The 16,039-nt window shown below is 39.3% G+C and carries 15 protein-coding genes; 7 read left to right on the top strand and 8 right to left on the bottom strand.

Annotated features, from left to right (window positions below; genetic code table 11):
- Positions 1-79: 79 nt before the first annotated feature.
- Together H4075_RS14050 and H4075_RS14055 are read left to right on the top strand one after the other, a co-directional pair.
- Positions 80-394, top strand: a complete 315-nt coding sequence (locus H4075_RS14050; protein WP_182801465.1) for a GIY-YIG nuclease family protein — start codon at positions 80-82, stop codon at positions 392-394.
- 192 nt (positions 395-586) lie between these two features.
- Positions 587-1,000 (top strand): hypothetical protein, encoded by a 414-nt coding sequence (locus H4075_RS14055; RefSeq protein ID WP_182801466.1) that lies wholly within the window; start codon positions 587-589, stop codon positions 998-1,000.
- A 25-nt stretch (positions 1,001-1,025) separates the two neighbouring features.
- Here H4075_RS14055 and H4075_RS14060 read toward each other — a convergent pair whose 3' ends face one another.
- The 4 genes from H4075_RS14060 to pyrR all read right to left on the bottom strand — a co-directional run bounded on the left by H4075_RS14060 (position 1,026) and on the right by pyrR (position 3,333).
- A complete protein-coding gene (locus tag H4075_RS14060; protein ID WP_255460198.1) occupies positions 1,026-1,358 on the bottom strand; it encodes a DMT family protein in 333 nt (110 codons plus the stop codon).
- Between the two features lie 5 nt (positions 1,359-1,363).
- On the bottom strand, positions 1,364-2,296 hold the full coding sequence (locus H4075_RS14065; RefSeq protein ID WP_182801467.1) for an aspartate carbamoyltransferase catalytic subunit: 933 nt from the start codon (positions 2,294-2,296) through the stop codon (positions 1,364-1,366).
- An 88-nt stretch (positions 2,297-2,384) separates the two neighbouring features.
- Positions 2,385-2,720, bottom strand: coding sequence for a four helix bundle protein (locus H4075_RS14070; protein ID WP_182801468.1), 336 nt, complete (start codon positions 2,718-2,720; stop codon positions 2,385-2,387).
- A 103-nt stretch (positions 2,721-2,823) separates the two neighbouring features.
- Entirely contained in the window at positions 2,824-3,333 is a 510-nt protein-coding gene (gene pyrR / locus H4075_RS14075) for a bifunctional pyr operon transcriptional regulator/uracil phosphoribosyltransferase PyrR (protein ID WP_182801469.1), read from the bottom strand.
- A gap of 58 nt (positions 3,334-3,391) precedes the next feature.
- On the opposite strand from pyrR, the gene H4075_RS14080 reads away from it, so the two are divergent.
- Complete coding sequence (locus H4075_RS14080; protein ID WP_182801470.1) at positions 3,392-4,090, top strand: DUF2459 domain-containing protein; 699 nt, start codon at positions 3,392-3,394, stop codon at positions 4,088-4,090.
- A 47-nt stretch (positions 4,091-4,137) separates the two neighbouring features.
- Here H4075_RS14080 and H4075_RS14085 read toward each other — a convergent pair whose 3' ends face one another.
- A complete protein-coding gene (locus tag H4075_RS14085) occupies positions 4,138-4,710 on the bottom strand; it encodes a porin family protein (RefSeq protein WP_182801471.1) in 573 nt (190 codons plus the stop codon).
- Between the two features lie 473 nt (positions 4,711-5,183).
- Between H4075_RS14085 and H4075_RS14090 the strand changes: the two genes are divergently transcribed.
- Entirely contained in the window at positions 5,184-5,735 is a 552-nt protein-coding gene (locus H4075_RS14090; RefSeq protein ID WP_182801472.1) for an outer membrane beta-barrel protein, read from the top strand.
- 37 nt (positions 5,736-5,772) lie between these two features.
- Here H4075_RS14090 and pruA read toward each other — a convergent pair whose 3' ends face one another.
- Both pruA and prfB read right to left on the bottom strand, forming a co-directional pair.
- Positions 5,773-7,404, bottom strand: coding sequence for an L-glutamate gamma-semialdehyde dehydrogenase (pruA, locus tag H4075_RS14095; protein WP_182801473.1), 1,632 nt, complete (start codon positions 7,402-7,404; stop codon positions 5,773-5,775).
- Positions 7,405-7,585: 181 nt separating this feature from the next.
- A protein-coding gene (gene prfB / locus H4075_RS14100) for a peptide chain release factor 2 (protein ID WP_407657665.1) occupies positions 7,586-8,681 on the bottom strand; the annotation gives its coding sequence in 2 pieces (ribosomal slippage) (positions 7,586-8,632 and positions 8,634-8,681; 1,095 coding nt in all).
- Between the two features lie 125 nt (positions 8,682-8,806).
- Between prfB and H4075_RS14105 the strand changes: the two genes are divergently transcribed.
- The gene (locus H4075_RS14105; protein ID WP_182801474.1) at positions 8,807-9,631 is read left to right on the top strand and encodes an alpha/beta fold hydrolase; all 825 of its coding nucleotides are present in this window, start codon (positions 8,807-8,809) and stop codon (positions 9,629-9,631) included.
- Here H4075_RS14105 and H4075_RS21760 read toward each other — a convergent pair.
- A complete protein-coding gene (locus tag H4075_RS21760; RefSeq protein WP_327059378.1) occupies positions 9,624-10,427 on the bottom strand; it encodes a helix-turn-helix domain-containing protein in 804 nt (267 codons plus the stop codon). The two genes, H4075_RS14105 and H4075_RS21760, sit on opposite strands and share 8 nt — an antisense overlap.
- A 524-nt stretch (positions 10,428-10,951) precedes the next feature.
- On the opposite strand from H4075_RS21760, the gene H4075_RS14115 reads away from it, so the two are divergent.
- On the top strand, positions 10,952-14,392 hold the full coding sequence (locus tag H4075_RS14115; protein WP_182801475.1) for a tail fiber domain-containing protein: 3,441 nt from the start codon (positions 10,952-10,954) through the stop codon (positions 14,390-14,392).
- A gap of 5 nt (positions 14,393-14,397) precedes the next feature.
- Entirely contained in the window at positions 14,398-15,924 is a 1,527-nt protein-coding gene (locus H4075_RS14120; RefSeq protein ID WP_182801476.1) for a T9SS type A sorting domain-containing protein, read from the top strand.
- Positions 15,925-16,039 lie beyond the last annotated feature (115 nt).

Here is a 16,039-nt window from a genome sequence, read left to right on the forward strand (position 1 = left end):
GCAGATCCCCCGTCGTACCTCGGGATGACAAAAAATTTCATCTTTTGTATTATTTTCAACTGCAGTAAACTCAACTGCAATGAAACCTATCGGAACACACAACTACTTCGCATACATCACTACCAATCGAAACAAAACTGTTCTTTACATTGGAGTAACCAATAATCTTTCTGCAAGACTCTTCCAACATCAACAGAACGCAGCACCTTATACACATACAAGTTTCGCAGGAAAATACAATGCTTATTATTTGCTTTACTACGAACGCTTTGGTTCAATTGAACATGCCATTGAACGGGAGAAAGAGTTGAAAGGATGGCGTAGGAGTAAAAAGGAAAAACTGATCAATTCATTTAATCCTGAATGGAGATTTCTGAATGATGAGATAGAATAAAGCTAAATAGAGCTGTCATCCCGACGCAGGAGGGATCTGTTGGGCTGCAGAACAAAAGTTGAGCAGATCCCTCGTACCTCGGGATGACAGGTAACTTCAGCAAAATTATCTGACAACAATCATCGCTTCTTTTGATGGCAGACATAGGGTTTTGAAAAAAGGGCTTCTACCTTCACTTATAAATCAAAACCTATGCATATTCAATTACACGACGATATCACACTCAAAGAAATAAAAACTGTTTTTTCTGATTATTACCCCTATCTGAAACTGGAATTTTATTCAAAGCCACATCTGTTGTATGAATCATCAGACGAATGTGATGTGTTGCCGGATGAAAAACGGTTAAAGGATATTAAGGAAGTACATATTGATGGTGTGATCGATATTCAACCCACAGAAAAAGTAACTGATCTTGAATTTGAATTTCAACGCCGGTTCGGTTTACCTGTGCAGGTGTTGCGCCTGGAGCAGGGCAAATGGCAGCAAACAACAGGCATGGATACATTCACGTTGAGGGATGTAAACCAGTTCAGCAAAAATGATTCGGATGATGATCTCGTAGAAGATTATGAAGAGGGATTTGAAGAATTAAAAACTGAATAATGTTGGTGTTATTTTAAAAACAGTTTTACTTTTTAAACATAAAGTAAACGGCACCTAACAGAAACAGAAAACTCACAATGTATTTCCAGTGAAAGGGTTCTTTTAAGTACACAACTGCAAAAACGCCAAACACAACAAGCGTAATTACTTCCTGGATCATTTTTAATTCAAACGCATTTACACCGCTTTGGTAACCGATGCGGTTGGCAGGCACCATCAAACAATATTCAAAAAAAGCAATGCCCCAACTGATGAGTACAACTTTCCAAAGCGGTACGTTTTGATGACGCAGATGTCCGTACCATGCAATGGTCATGAAAATATTTGAGAAGAGCAATAACAGAATTGCACGGATCATGACTGCTAATTTTCTGAACGTTTGCCCGCCAGTAAATACAATGCAGCCATACGCACTGCCACGCCATTCTCTACCTGTTGCAAGATGATGGATTGTTTACTGTCGGCCACATCACTGTCCAGTTCCACACCACGATTGATAGGGCCTGGATGCATGATCACAATTTCTTTGGGTAAGGAATCCAATAATTTTCTGTTGATGCCGTAAGCAAGATTGTATTCACGTAATGAAGAAAACAACGGTTGACTTTGTCGTTCCAATTGAATCCGCAATACATTCGCCACATCGCACCACTTCAATGTTTCTTCAATATTGTACGATACGTTTACGCCAAAGGCTTGCTGTAAATATTTCGGGATGAGTGTGGGCGGACCGGCAACGGTTACTTCAGCACCCATCTTCTTCAACAAATAAATATTGCTGAGCGCTACACGACTGTGCATGATATCACCAAGTATCGCCACTTTTTTTCCTTCCAGTGTTCCTAATTTCTCTCTAATTGAGAATGCATCGAGCAAAGCTTGCGTTGGATGTTCATTAATACCATCGCCTGCATTTACAATGGCAGCAGGAATATGCTTTGCTAAAAAGTGAGGAGCTCCGCTTGCGCTATGTCGCATCACTACGAGGTCAACTTTCATGCTCAGTATATTATTCACCGTATCGAGGAGTGTTTCACCTTTTGCGGCTGATGAACCGGATGCAGTAAAATTGATGGTATCGGCACTTAATCTTTTCTCCGCCAACTCAAACGAAATACGTGTACGGGTGGAGTTCTCATAAAAAAGATTCACAATTGTTACATCACGCAGCGATGGAACTTTTTTAATGGGTCGTTGTAAAACTTCTTTGAATTGAGCGGCTGTATCGAGGATGAGTTGAATATCCTGTGCCGTGAGATCTTTAATGCCGAGCAGATGACGAGTGGATAGTTGCATTAAAAAGCAAAATTAAGGGAAAAGAAGAAAAGGAACAAGGGACAAGGAACAAGGTGCAAGGCTTAATGCAGTTAGTTCGAAAGATAGTTTAGCCTCCAAGTTTGTTGATGATGGCAGAAAGAATTTTCCGGATTTGTTCTGCTTCATCAATTAGCCACTTTCGCTCGGCTTCCAGTTGTTCATTCCCGTAGGTTAAAATCAGGCTAAGCCATTGAATTGATTCTTTGGTCTCTCTCCTTGATACCTTAATCTTCATCTTTTCATCGGCCCTACCCAAATCATCCGAAGCCTCAATATAGTTAGCAGAAACAGATCCACTTGATCGTATTAATTGTTTAATGTATTCGGTGTTGATAATATCCCATTTTACGGAACGACAAAAATCCCGGCTACGTTCAGCAAACTTGAAAAATCGTATTTCCAATTCCTACGACATAGGTTAGCATTTATTATGATGACTATTACTTATAACGACTGAATCTCACCTGTGTCTTGCACCTTGTTCCTTGTGCCTTGATCCTTGTGCCTTATAGGAGTACAACTTCGGGTTTTTCCCAATCCACCGTCACTTTCTGGCTTAGAATGGAATCGATGGCTTTGCCGGTGTAATCGGGTTGGATTGGTAGTTGGCGGTTGAAACGGCGATCGACGAGCACCAGGAGTTCTACTTTTGCGGGACGGCCAAAATCGACAAGGGCATCCATGGCTGCACGTATGGTACGACCCGTGTACAGCACATCATCGATCAGGATCACATTTTTATTTTCGATATTGAAGTTGATGGTGGTTTGGTTAGCCACGTGCAGTTCCTTATGCACATCATCACGATAAAATGTTATATCCAGCTTACCGTATTGCAGTTTTTGATCGGGGTAAATGTCTTGAATGATCTGTACGATCCGATCGGCCATATAAATACCTCTCGGCTGCAGACCAACAAATACGGTGTCGGTAAACGGGTGATGATTCTCGATCAACTGGTGACTGAGACGCTGTATGGTGAGTTGTAACTGTTCGTTTGATAAGATGGTCTTCACTGCTCTGAAATTTTGATAAAAATAAACACTTCGTGGTAAAATACTTAAATTGGTTTTGATGCATTTGCTGAAACGCTTTGCCCGGCTTCTCCTGTTTGTAGTGCAGCTACTGGCCGATCTGCTGGTGCTGTATGTTTGCTTTGTATTGATCGGTTGTTTCTGGCCGAGAAATAAAGATGAGATCAAACACAGCAAGGGCATTCCTTTACTGATTCACGGCGATGGGTTTCATACTGAATTGTATTTACCTGTGGAAGATTCATTGCAGATCATCAACTGGATGGATTGGTTTGATGATTCGATCATGCGCAGCAAACATATAGATCGAAAACTAATCAGTTTTGCCTGGGCCGATGAGGACTGGATGACTGAAGTTGCACAAGACAGATCACATCGTATATCAACGATTGCTGAAATAGTTGCGAAGCCCGGCAACAGCAGTGTGATGCACATCCAATGGCGGGATACAGTCTGGCCGCTGAAACTACCGGTTACGGTGAAGCGCTTTTTGTCTGTTGAGCAGTATCTGCAATTGATCAGTTATATCCAATCAGGATTTAACATTGAAAACGGGAAACCTGTTATACAATCGTACCTGGGGTTTTACGGTTACGATTATATGTACAGATCCACGTTCAAATACGGACTTTTTACCACCTGCAATCAATGGACGAGTAATGCACTCAATGCATGCGGCATACGCACTGCTTCGTTTTCACCATTTGGCTGGGGATTATTTTATCAACTAAAAAAATAAGCTGCATGCACAAGTGCACACAGCTTACCGTTCTTCATGGGTCGTTTTTAATACTTGTGTTTGAACACATAAAATAAACCCACCTGGAACCCTCTGTTATATAAATTGATTCCGTCGTTTTCATTGATGCGGGTGATGCCGTGGTTATAACGGCCATCGATACCAAGGCCTGATTCGCCAACATAACTTGCACCAATGGTCCAACCTAATTCTGCGGTTTTAAACGATTCTTTTACGTCTGTCTTTGAATCACCCTGCTTAATATTTGCTGCAGCCAATATGCCCAACTGTGGTCCGGTTTGAATCCGGAAACCTTTATCAAACATATATTGCAGTTGCAAAGGCACATTCACATAATCCAATTTAACTTTCGCATCGTTTGTTTGTGCACCTTGACCTGAGTACATTATTTCAGGCTGCAATGCCCATGATTTACTCAAGTGAATGTGTGCAAGACCACCTGCATGAAATCCTGCCTTCGTCTCATAATTAGCATCAGGAGAACTTGCAAGATTTGTAATATTTAACCCGCCTTTTATTCCAAAATGTACGTTACTCTTATGCTGTGCATGTGCAAAGCCTGCCAATAATAATGCTCCTGAAATGAATAATGCTTTCATCTGATTATTTTTTAAAGTGTTATTGCCAAATGTTATTCACCGAAATACATTTCACCATGTTTTTTTGAAGAATGAATATTTTATCGGCTCATATCATGATAAATGATTTTGATTAAACAATTCCGTGCACGGAGACAACCCATCACTTTAAAAAATCATGCCAAAACAACTTCACAACAAGAACAACTTGTTTTAAATCATTAAAAGCAAATGCATTAACCCTAAAAAAACAAAGAATTTCATCAACCATCCTAAGCCCATTGAATGAAAATAACTTTTGACAAAATTTTTATTCGCCTTTATCTTATGTGCCTGCCTCTCCTTAGTAAAAAATACTAAACCACCAGACATGCATGCAAAAGCTTTGAATTCTTATAAACAGTTATTATTTTTAATTATCAATAGTTCTTACTTAATCGATTGCAGATTGATTTTTTCTGTGCCTTATAATTTTTAACCCAAAATTTAAAACAATGAAAAAATCAGTTCTCGCAGCATGTCTGCTGCTTCTCTTTGCCAACGTCACCAATTCACAAATCACGAAAGGAAACCTGCTTCTTGGCGGTACGACCTCCTTTTCTTCCAGCAAGTCGGGAGATTATAAGCTTACAGAATTCAGCTTTGCACCCAACATCGGGTATTTTTTTGCAAACAACTTTGCGGGAGGTCTGAGAGTCCAAATTGATACCTATAAAGAGGATGGAGACGAGGATGCATATACTTCAACCAGTATTGCACCATTTGTAAGGTATTATTTCATACCTGCATCCAAAGAACAAAAAGTAAATATTTTTGCTGATGTTGCTTATGGATTTGGCTCCTCAGGCAGTGGCGATGATAAATTCAATATGAACGGATACTCATTGATGGCCGGCCCTGCAATATTTTTAAATCCGCATACTGCTCTTGAAATTACGCTCGGGTATTCTTCCATGAAGTTTGAAGATGAACCTGACCGTTACAACACATTCAAAATAAATGTCGGTTTTCAGATCCATTTAAATGCAGCGAAGAAAAAAGAATAAATAAAAAGAAGGCCGGAATAATTCCGGCCTTCTTTTTTTATTCTTCACCTAAAAACGGATAACGATAATCTGTTGGCGGGTTAAATGTTTCTTTGATTGTCCTGGCACTTAACCAACGGTAAAGATTTAAAATACTTCCTGCTTTATCATTAGTACCACTTACCCTTGCACCACCAAATGGCTGCTGACCAACTACGGCACCTGTAGGTTTATCATTGATATAAAAGTTACCGGCACAGTTACGAAGTTTTGCAGTAGCCAGTTCAACTGCATCACGATCCTGCGAAATAACAGCACCTGTTAATGCATATGGTGAAGTTGTATCAACAAGCTCCAACGTTCTTTCAAAACTGTTTGCAGGATATACGTACACCGTTAGTACCGGTCCGAATATCTCTTCGCACATGGTTACGTATTTCGGGTTCTTTGCTTCAATCACCGTTGGTTGTACAAAGTATCCCTCTTTCTTATCGCACTTACCTCCTACCCATATTTCTGCCTTCTCATCTTTCTTTGCATTATCAATGTAGCGTTTGATATTGTCGAAACTTTTCTCATCAATCACAGCATTCACGAAGTTGGAGAAATTCTCAACCGTTCCCATTTTGAAACTCTTCACACCTGCAATTAATTTCTTCTTCACATCTTCTGCAATGTTGCTTGGAATGTATGCTCTTGATGCAGCCGAACATTTTTGTCCCTGGTATTCAAATGCACCACGTAACAATGCTGTTACCACTACATCAGGATCTGCACTTTTATGTGCCAATACAAAATCCTTTCCACCTGTTTCACCAACAATACGTGGATAGCTGCGGTACATACCCATGTTCTTACCAATGGTTTCCCACATGTTGTTGAACACACCTGTTGAACCCGTGAAATGCACACCTGCAAAATCTTTATGATTGAAACATACTTTACCAACTGTAGGTCCATCAACATAAATCAAATTGATGACACCATCAGGCAATCCTGCTTCTTTCAATACACGCATGATCATTTGAGCACTGTACACTTCTGTGTTTGCAGGTTTCCATACCACTACGTTACCACACATGGCAGCACTAGTTGGAAGGTTACCTGCAATTGCTGTAAAGTTGAATGGTGTTACAGCTAATACAAAACCTTCAAGCGGGCGATACTCCATGCGATTATGCATGCCCGGACCACTGATAGGTTGCTGACGATAAATATCACTTAAGAAATGAACATTGAAACGGAGGAAATCGATGATCTCACAGGCACTGTCGATCTCGGCCTGGTACACGTTTTTACTTTGACCCAACATGGTTGTTCCATTCATGTAAGGACGATACTTGGTTGCAATGAGATCAGCAGCACGGAGAAAAATATTTGCACGGCTTTCCCAACTCATGTTGGCCCAGCTTTCTTTCGCAGCTAATGCTGCATCAATTGCCTGTTGTACATGCTTTTCTTCACCTTCATGAAAATAACCGAGCACATGCTTGTGTTCATGCGGCGGACGCATGGCATGTTTTTTATTGGTACGTACTTCTTTGTTACCAATATACATGGGCACATCGATCTCTGTACTTTTTAATTCAGCTAATACTTCTTTTAAGCGTTTCTTTTCTGCTGAACCGGGAGCATAGTTTAATACGGGTTCATTTACCGGTAAAGGATAGTTGAAATAACCGAGGTTCATACTGTTTTGTTTTTGCTTGTTGCTTTTTTACGATCGGAGTACACAATTACGTTCTAAAAAGTAACGCCTGTTCTCCGTTTAATGGGCTGCAAGGTACAAACTATCGCTCATATGCTTTGCGCTTCCGTTTGCACAAAAAAGCCCCGCATTTTGCAGGGCTATATAGCAAATTCATTCATCTTTATTTTGCTTCCGCTTCTTTCTCACTCATCAAATAAGCTTTGATGAAGCCATCGAGTTCCCCATCCATAACCGGACCAACATTGCCCACTTCATAATCGGTACGATGATCTTTGATCATCTTGTACGGATGGAAAACATAGCTGCGTATCTGGCTGCCCCACTCGATCTTTTTCTTCTTTGCATTGGTTGCATCCTTCAGCTCATTTCTTTTCTGCAATTCCATTTCATACAAACGGCTCTTCAACATCTGCATGGCCAGTTCACGGTTACCCAGCTGGCTTCTATCCTGCTGACAAACCACCACAATGCCTGTTGGAATATGCGTTAACTGTACTTTCGTTTCTACCTTGTTTACGTTCTGTCCACCGGCACCACCACTTCGTGATGTTTCCATTTTTACATCAGCCGGATTGATCTCAATGGTAATGGTATCATCGACTAACGGGTACACATACACGCTCACAAACGAAGTATGTCTTCTTGCATTACTGTCAAAAGGTGAAATACGCACCAAACGATGCACACCGCTTTCTGCTTTCAGAAAACCATACGCAAACGGACCATCAAACTGGTAAGTACAGGTTTTAATACCGGCACCATCACCATCCTGCCAATCCATTTCGGTTACTTTCCAGCCTTGTTTCTCGCCATACATGCGATACATACGTGCAAGCATTTCGGCCCAATCCTGACTTTCTGTACCACCTGCGCCGGAGTTGATCTGTAAAACTGCGGGTAATTCGTCTTCAGGTTGATTAAGCGTGCTTTTAAATTCAGCATCTTCAATCGCATTCACAGCTTTGTCGTATGCCTCTTTTGTTTCTTCTTCTGTAGCGTCGCCGCCTTTCCAGAACTCAAACAGCACAGCAAAGTCTTCAACGGCCGTATTGGTATCCTCATAGAGTTTTACCCAATATTCGTTGTTCTTCGTCTCCTTTAAAATTTCGGTTGCCCGCTTATTATCGTCCCAGAAACCGGGACTTAGAGAGAGTTGCTTGTCTTCTGCGATTTTATATAGTCGGTTCTCGACGTCAAAGAAACCTCCTCAGGACAAGAATGCGTTCCCTTATATCGTTTAATTTTTCAAGTGTCATAACGGGTGCAAATGTAAGGGAAAAGTGCATTATAGGGCTGAATCGTTTTGAAAATCTGGCGGGTTGAAAAGAATTAGTAGTAGGGCTTTTGTATGGTTTAGTTTATATTTATAATTCACGCTGTCATGAAATACCAACATATAAATATTGAAGGGATTCAACTCGCTTTTCTCGAATCAAAAGGCATTACAGATGATATTATTTTTTTGGTTCACGGCAATTCAACTTCTGCAAGGTCGTGGAATAAACAACTAAAAAGCCCCGATCTTTCTTCCTATCGCATGATTGCATTTGATCTTCCTGAACATAGCGAATCCGGTTCTTTAGTTAACACTCGTTTTACATGCAGCCTGCCTCAATTGGGTGAAATTCTATCAGCAGCAGTAAAACAGCTTTCAGGTAACAATCGTTTTATTCTCGCAGGTGTATCTCTCGGTACTAATATTATTGCTGAAACACTCAAGTACAGCATTCATCCTTCGGGCATTGCCCTAATTGGCTCCTGTGTAATTGGCGGCGAATTTACATTGGAAAAAATATTTAAAAAGAACATTGATCTGCATGCAGGGTTTACAGATTCTGTTTCTGAACATGAACTAAAAAAATATGCTGCACTTGCCTTTTCATCTGATGAAGAAAAAGATTGGCTTGATTTTTCAACAAGTTACTATCAAGTAAAAAACAATTTCAGATCAAAAATGTTTGCAAGTGTTGCGGCAGGAGATTTTAGCAACGAGATAGATTTACTAATACAACAATCGGCCCCTGTACTTGTAATTTTTGGAGAAGACGAAAAAGTATGCGAGCCAGATTACCTTGATGAAGCCGGATTAAACTTGTGGGAAAACAGAACATTCAAAATTGAGAATGCGGGCCATTTTGTAAATAACGATAATCCTGAAGTATTGAATAGTTTATTGGGTGAATTCGCTAGTGAAGTTTTCAGATAATTTCCTGCCTTAACGCAAAACTTACCAGTTCCGGAATATTACGGACATTGCATTTTTGCATCATGTTCCGGCGGTGATTAATCACTGTATATTCGCTGATAAATAATCTATCAGCAATTTCTTTACTGGTGAGTCCATCTGCTATCCAAAGCAAAATTTCCTTTTCTCTTTTCGAAAAAAGGCTGTCTTCTTTATTCAGATAATATGCCTTTTTTGAAATGATGGCGGCTTCATCAAAAAAGCCATTGGCATTAATTTTTTCGACAACCTGTATAACGGGATTTTCCTTCTTGAAATGATTAATATTCGTAATCACTCCAAAACTTAATAAAGGATTACCGTTTACATCTGATTTAACAAAACAATTTCGTTGAAGCAAATTCATAAAATCACCATTTTTAGTTTTGTACTGAAAATTATAGCTGAAAATGTAATTCGAATGCTCCGATGGTGGAATTTTTTTCAATATGCTTAACCTGTCTGGAAATATCTCCTCATTAAAAAGTTTCAAATGGTTTGACTGGTAATTTTCGAGTACAGTATGAACACCTCCGTTCAAAAAATATTCGGGATCATATCCCAACATTATTTTCATAGATTTCGAGATCAGCAAATATTTACAGGTTGTGTAATCCAGCAGGTATATCCATGGAATGCTATGGTTGAATACGGCATGAGTTTGCTGGTTAATATTGAGAATATGTTCAAGCCCTTCTGTGTGCAACTGGTCAGGAGTAAACGAACGCTGCTGCATCGTTCCCATATAATCGAGCCAAGAGGTTTTACTTTTTCCCATAAACGTTATGTCGATTTCACAGGAAAGAACGGTTATAGAATTTCAAAGGGTACCTCTTAACTTATAATACAACTAATTTAATCATTCTAAATGACAAGTTATTGCTATTTTTTTTAACCTCTTGTAGCAATAATTTCACTTTCGGGTTAAGAACTGAAAAACGAACACCTGAAACCTTATGGGAAAATTGAATCAAAAAAGAAGCCTTGCGTTTGTCCCTGTATTATGTGAAAAAATAATCATCAAGTTTATAACATGCAGCAAAATTTTATTAGAAAAACATCGTGTCATACAAAGTACAAACACAGTCTTAATTTTTATGCAGTAAAATAGCATTCATACCCGTATTTTTCCCGTATGTATTAGCTTCCGGGATAACTATCTTCAACCATCCAATCCTGCAAAAATCAATTTCCTCCAAACCTTGTAATTTTTTAGATGAGTTTTTAAAAATTGGTAGCAATACCTAATGGCATTGTATTGTCCAAGCTCGTATAAAATTTCAAACAACTTAAACCTGCGAAATGAAAAAACTACTGTTCTCGCTTATTTGCATCCCGGTTGCTTCAATACTTTATGGCCAAAGTCTTGGTATTAATGCCGATGGCTCCGATCCTGATTCAAGTGCTATACTTGATGTGAAAAGCACAAACAAAGGTGTGCTGATACCACGAATGAATCAATCACAGCGCAATGCAATTGTACTGCCTGCAATAGGCTTAATCGTTTATCAAACAGATAACACACCTGGATTTTATAATTATAATGGCTCGGTATGGACAGCTGTTTCACCTACTACAAATAATTTATGGAATATAAACGGTAATGCTGGAATTACATCAGCAAATTTTATAGGAACAACGGACAATCAGCCCCTTGTTTTTAAAGTAAATAATACTCAGGTTGGTAAATTCAGTAATGTAGGTGGTAATGTATTACTCGGTTACAATTCCGGAACAATGATAACCTCCGGCACTAATAATACTGCTTTAGGCAACAGTGCGCTTTACTCAAATACAGAAGGACATCATAATGTAGCTATCGGCATAAATAGTTTATTTACAAATAATATTGGTGCCGCTAATATTGCTATAGGTCCGGATGCACTATATAGCAATACTACCGGACAGGTCAATATTGCAATAGGGCGTGCAAGCCTGCGGAATAATACAAATGGCCAGTTTAATACCGCTGTTGGCTATGAGGCATTAACAAATAATATATCAGGGTATAGTAACACAGCAATGGGAAATCGGGCTTTGATTAACAATCAGTTTGGAACCTTTAACACAGCAGTAGGCGATGCTGCTCTAAATGCTAATGTAAATGGCTATGGCAATACTGCAATGGGAAATAATTCCTTACTGAATACAAATTCGATTGGTAATGCAGGTTTTGGGGGCGCCTCATTATATCAGAATACTACAGGGAGTCAAAATACTGGAGTAGGTGAACGTTCACTCCAATCAAATATCACCGGCAGCCTGAATACTGGTCTGGGTTCACTCGCTGACGTTGGTATTGATGGAATCTATAATGCAACAGCAGTAGGACAAAGCGCAAAAGTTGATTGCAGTAATTGTCTTGTACTTGGTGCAATTAGTGGTGAAAACTATTGGTGGGGTGATGATGTTCGGGTTGGGATTGGTACAACATTGCCTAATTCAAATGCAGCATTAGAAATAAAAAGCTCAAATAGAGGCGTATTGTTACCCCGGCTAACCCTGTTGCAGAGAAATGCGATCGTATCACCTTCAAGTGGTTTACTAATTTACCAAACAGACAATACACCCGGTTTTTATTATCACAATGGGAACGCATGGACTGGGGTTTCAACGCCAACAAATAATCTATGGAATGTTAATGGCAATGCCGGAACTACAGCTTCAAATTTTATAGGCACTACCGATATTCAACCGCTTATTTTTAAATTTAACAATGAAGTAGCGGGACAGTTGAATAATACAAATAATACAGCATTTGGTCGTGGTGCATTGTTGAATAACACCAGCAGCGGTTCAAATACAGCCTTTGGAATAAATGCTTTACGGCTCAATACAACAGGTCAGGGAAATACAGCAACCGGAGCCGGTGCACTGAATCAAAACACTACCGGAACTCAAAATACTGCAATTGGTTCAGGTTCATTAACAAATAATACTACTGGCAATGCTAATACTGCAACAGGAGCAGGAACATTAGTTTTAAATACAACTGGCTTTGGCAATACTGCTAATGGCATTAATTCCCTTTTAAATAATACAACTGGAAATCAAAACACTGGTTATGGCGGCGGGGCCATCAATTTCACTACATCCGGTAATGATAATACAGGGCTAGGTTATGGATCGTTAACGACTAATACAACGGGAAGTCAGAATACTGGTGTTGGCTCAGGTGCAAATGTATTAACTGCTAATTTGAGTAATGCAACTGCAATTGGAGCAAAGGCAAGAGTTGATTGCGATAATTGTTTAGTGCTTGGTTCAGTGAATGGAATTAATGGCTCTACGAGTGATGTAAAAGTTGGAATCGGTACAACAAACCCAAGCGCAAGTGCCGTTTTAGATATTTCGAGTACAGATAAGGGAGTATTAATTCCAAGAATGACATTAGCACAACGTAATGCCATTACATCCCCGGCAACGAGCTTACTAATTTATCAAACTGATAATACTCCCGGTTACTATTATTATAATGGCACTGTATGGGCATCAATAACAACAAATACCAACAATTTATGGTCAGTTGATGGCAATACAGGCACCAACCCATCAACCAATTTTATCGGCACAGTGGATAATCAGCCATTAGTATTTAAAATAAATAATCAAACCGCCGGCTTTTTGAGATCAGATGGTAATGTTGCATTTGGCCTTAATGCCCTTGTATTAAATACCAATGGAATTCATAATACTGGTATGGGATGGATGGCTCTTAATCATAATACAACAGGATTTAACAATACAGCCAGCGGCACTGAGGCATTAACAAATAATACTACTGGCTCTAATAATACCGCTATTGGAATGGGTAGTTTAACAACAAATAATACAGGATCTTCAAATACAGCTACCGGGGCTTACGCTTTGCAATTCAACACAAGCAGTGGTAATACTGCAACTGGCTTTCGGTCTCTATGGAAAAATACTAACGGATATGCTAATACATCAACCGGCAATGAAGCTTTGGCAAATAATACTACTGGTTTTGTAAACACAGCTCATGGTAATGCAGCATTAACAAATAATTCTGAAGGTTATTTTAATTCAGCATTTGGCTCATCAGCTTTAGCAAGTAATACCACGGGTTATGCAAACACTGCGTTTGGCAATGGGGCTCTATCAAATAATACGACTGGTTATACTAACACTGTTATTGGTAATTATGCAAATGTTAGTTCCGGCGATTTAAACAATGCCACTGCAATCGGAAACAACGCTATTGTGGATGCAAACAATAAAGTACGTATTGGAAATTCTAATGTCACCGTTATTGAAGGACAAGTCCCCTTCACAACACCATCTGACGGCCGTTATAAATTTAATGTACGTGAAGATGTTGGTGGGTTAAATTTTATTCTGAAATTACGTCCGGTAACCTATCAGTTCGACACAAGAAAATTTGATGCTGATATTTACCCGGCTGGTTTCAGAAATACCAACTACAATTCTGCTAATGAATCAATTACTATTCGTCGCACCGGTTTTATTGCACAAGAAGTGGAGAAAGCCGCAACAGAAACCGGTTATAATTTCAGTGGTATTATAAAACCTAAATCTTCAAATGATCATTATGGGCTGAGTTATGAATCATTTGTAGTGCCATTGGTAAAAGCCATACAAGAACAACAACTACAAATAAGTGAATTGAAAAAAGAAAATGATGAATTAAAAAAACTTAAAGAGCAAGTAGAAACCCTTTCAAAAATTGTACAACAGCTATCCGCAAAAAAACAAAAATGATAAGTATGAAAAAGATAACTCTCGTGCTTATTATTTTTGCCGGTTGCCCAAATGCATTTTCACAGGGCCTTATAAAAATAACTGCCGGGACAACGGTAAAAAGTAATAAATCAGTTTACCTGGTAAGTAGTAAAATGAATATTTTAACCAACGGCACATTGCAACTGGATCAAAATGCAGGAACATTAAAACTTACAGGTAATACCGATGATAGCATTGCCGGAAATGGCACCGTTATTCTGAACCGGTTGCAGATTTCAAAAAACAGCGGAACCAAAGTTAATTTACAAAAAAACATAAGTGTAAGTTCTGAATGTGTCTTTGCTACTGGCAACTTAAATCTTGACAACTACGAAATAGACTTAGGAAATAATGGCGCCTTAATAAATGAATCTGAGATAAACAGGGCTTACACAAATGGAACCGGAAAAATAAAATCAACTGTAATTCTGAATTCTCCTTCAGGAATAAACCCGGGAAACCTTGGTGCTGTGATAACATCCGGAGCAAACTTTGGAAGCACTACTATTTCCCGTGGGCACAAGGCACAACAAAATGTTTTTGGAACCGGAAACTCAATACAACGCTACTACGATATAGCTCCGGCAAACAATACAAATCTTAATGCCACGCTCCGGTTATACTATTTTGACAATGAATTAAACGGTGTTCCTGAAACAGGTTTAAGTCAATGGAGAAGTCAGAATAATATCAATTGGGTTTTTATGTGTAGTAATACCAGCAATAGTTTCGGTAATTATGTTGAAAGTGGTGGTATTAGTAGTATGGCAAGATGGACACTTGCGGCTTCTACACCTCCCTTAAATGTATCAATTCCGCCAACATATACGGCAAATCCCGGAGGGGCAGCAAACACAATCTATATTGGTTATGGCCCCGCATCCATTACATTGAATGCGCAAGTAACAGGTGGCGCCCCACCCTACTCCTACAAATGGACAATCGGAAGTTCAGCAGGGCCTGCAATTAATACAACATCGTCATATACGGTAAGCCCATCTGCAACCACAACTTACTACCTGAATGTTAAAGACGCTTTCGGTTGTGCAGTAGCTGCGATTACAAGACAGGTTAATGTCGTAGATATCAGATGCGGAGCAAATCTTAGTAAAGTAACAGTTTGCAAATTTCAAAATGGGAATTACAACACCGTTTGCGTAACAAGCGGATCCGTCGCCGGGTTGTTATCAAGCGGATCTTACCTTGGCCCATGCAACTCCCCAATTGCTTTGTCTTCTCCCATAATGAAAAAGTCCGGTTTGGATGAGAAGGCTTTAAATGTAACTGCCTTCCCGAATCCATCAGAAAACTATTTCAACCTGATTGTAGAAGGAAATTATAAGGGTGAGGTACTCATCAATGTGTACAATATAAAAGGGTCACTTATTTACCAGGCAAAAGGAATGGCCAATCGCAATTATACATTTGGTAATAACTGGATAAGTGGCGTTTATTTAGTACAAGTGAGACAGGGGACAGAGATGAAGGCTCTAAAACTAATAAAACAATAATTGTTTGTCTGTTTTTCAAAAGGGTCGCCGGTATAGTGGCCCGTTTTATTTTAAAATGTAATAGCTGTGGCTCTTATGAGGATTAGGGACTTAAAGATGAACCTAAATTTCGTAA

It is taken from the genome of Lacibacter sediminis (assembly GCF_014168535.1).
GTDB classification, from domain to species: Bacteria; Bacteroidota; Bacteroidia; order Chitinophagales; family Chitinophagaceae; genus Lacibacter; species Lacibacter sediminis.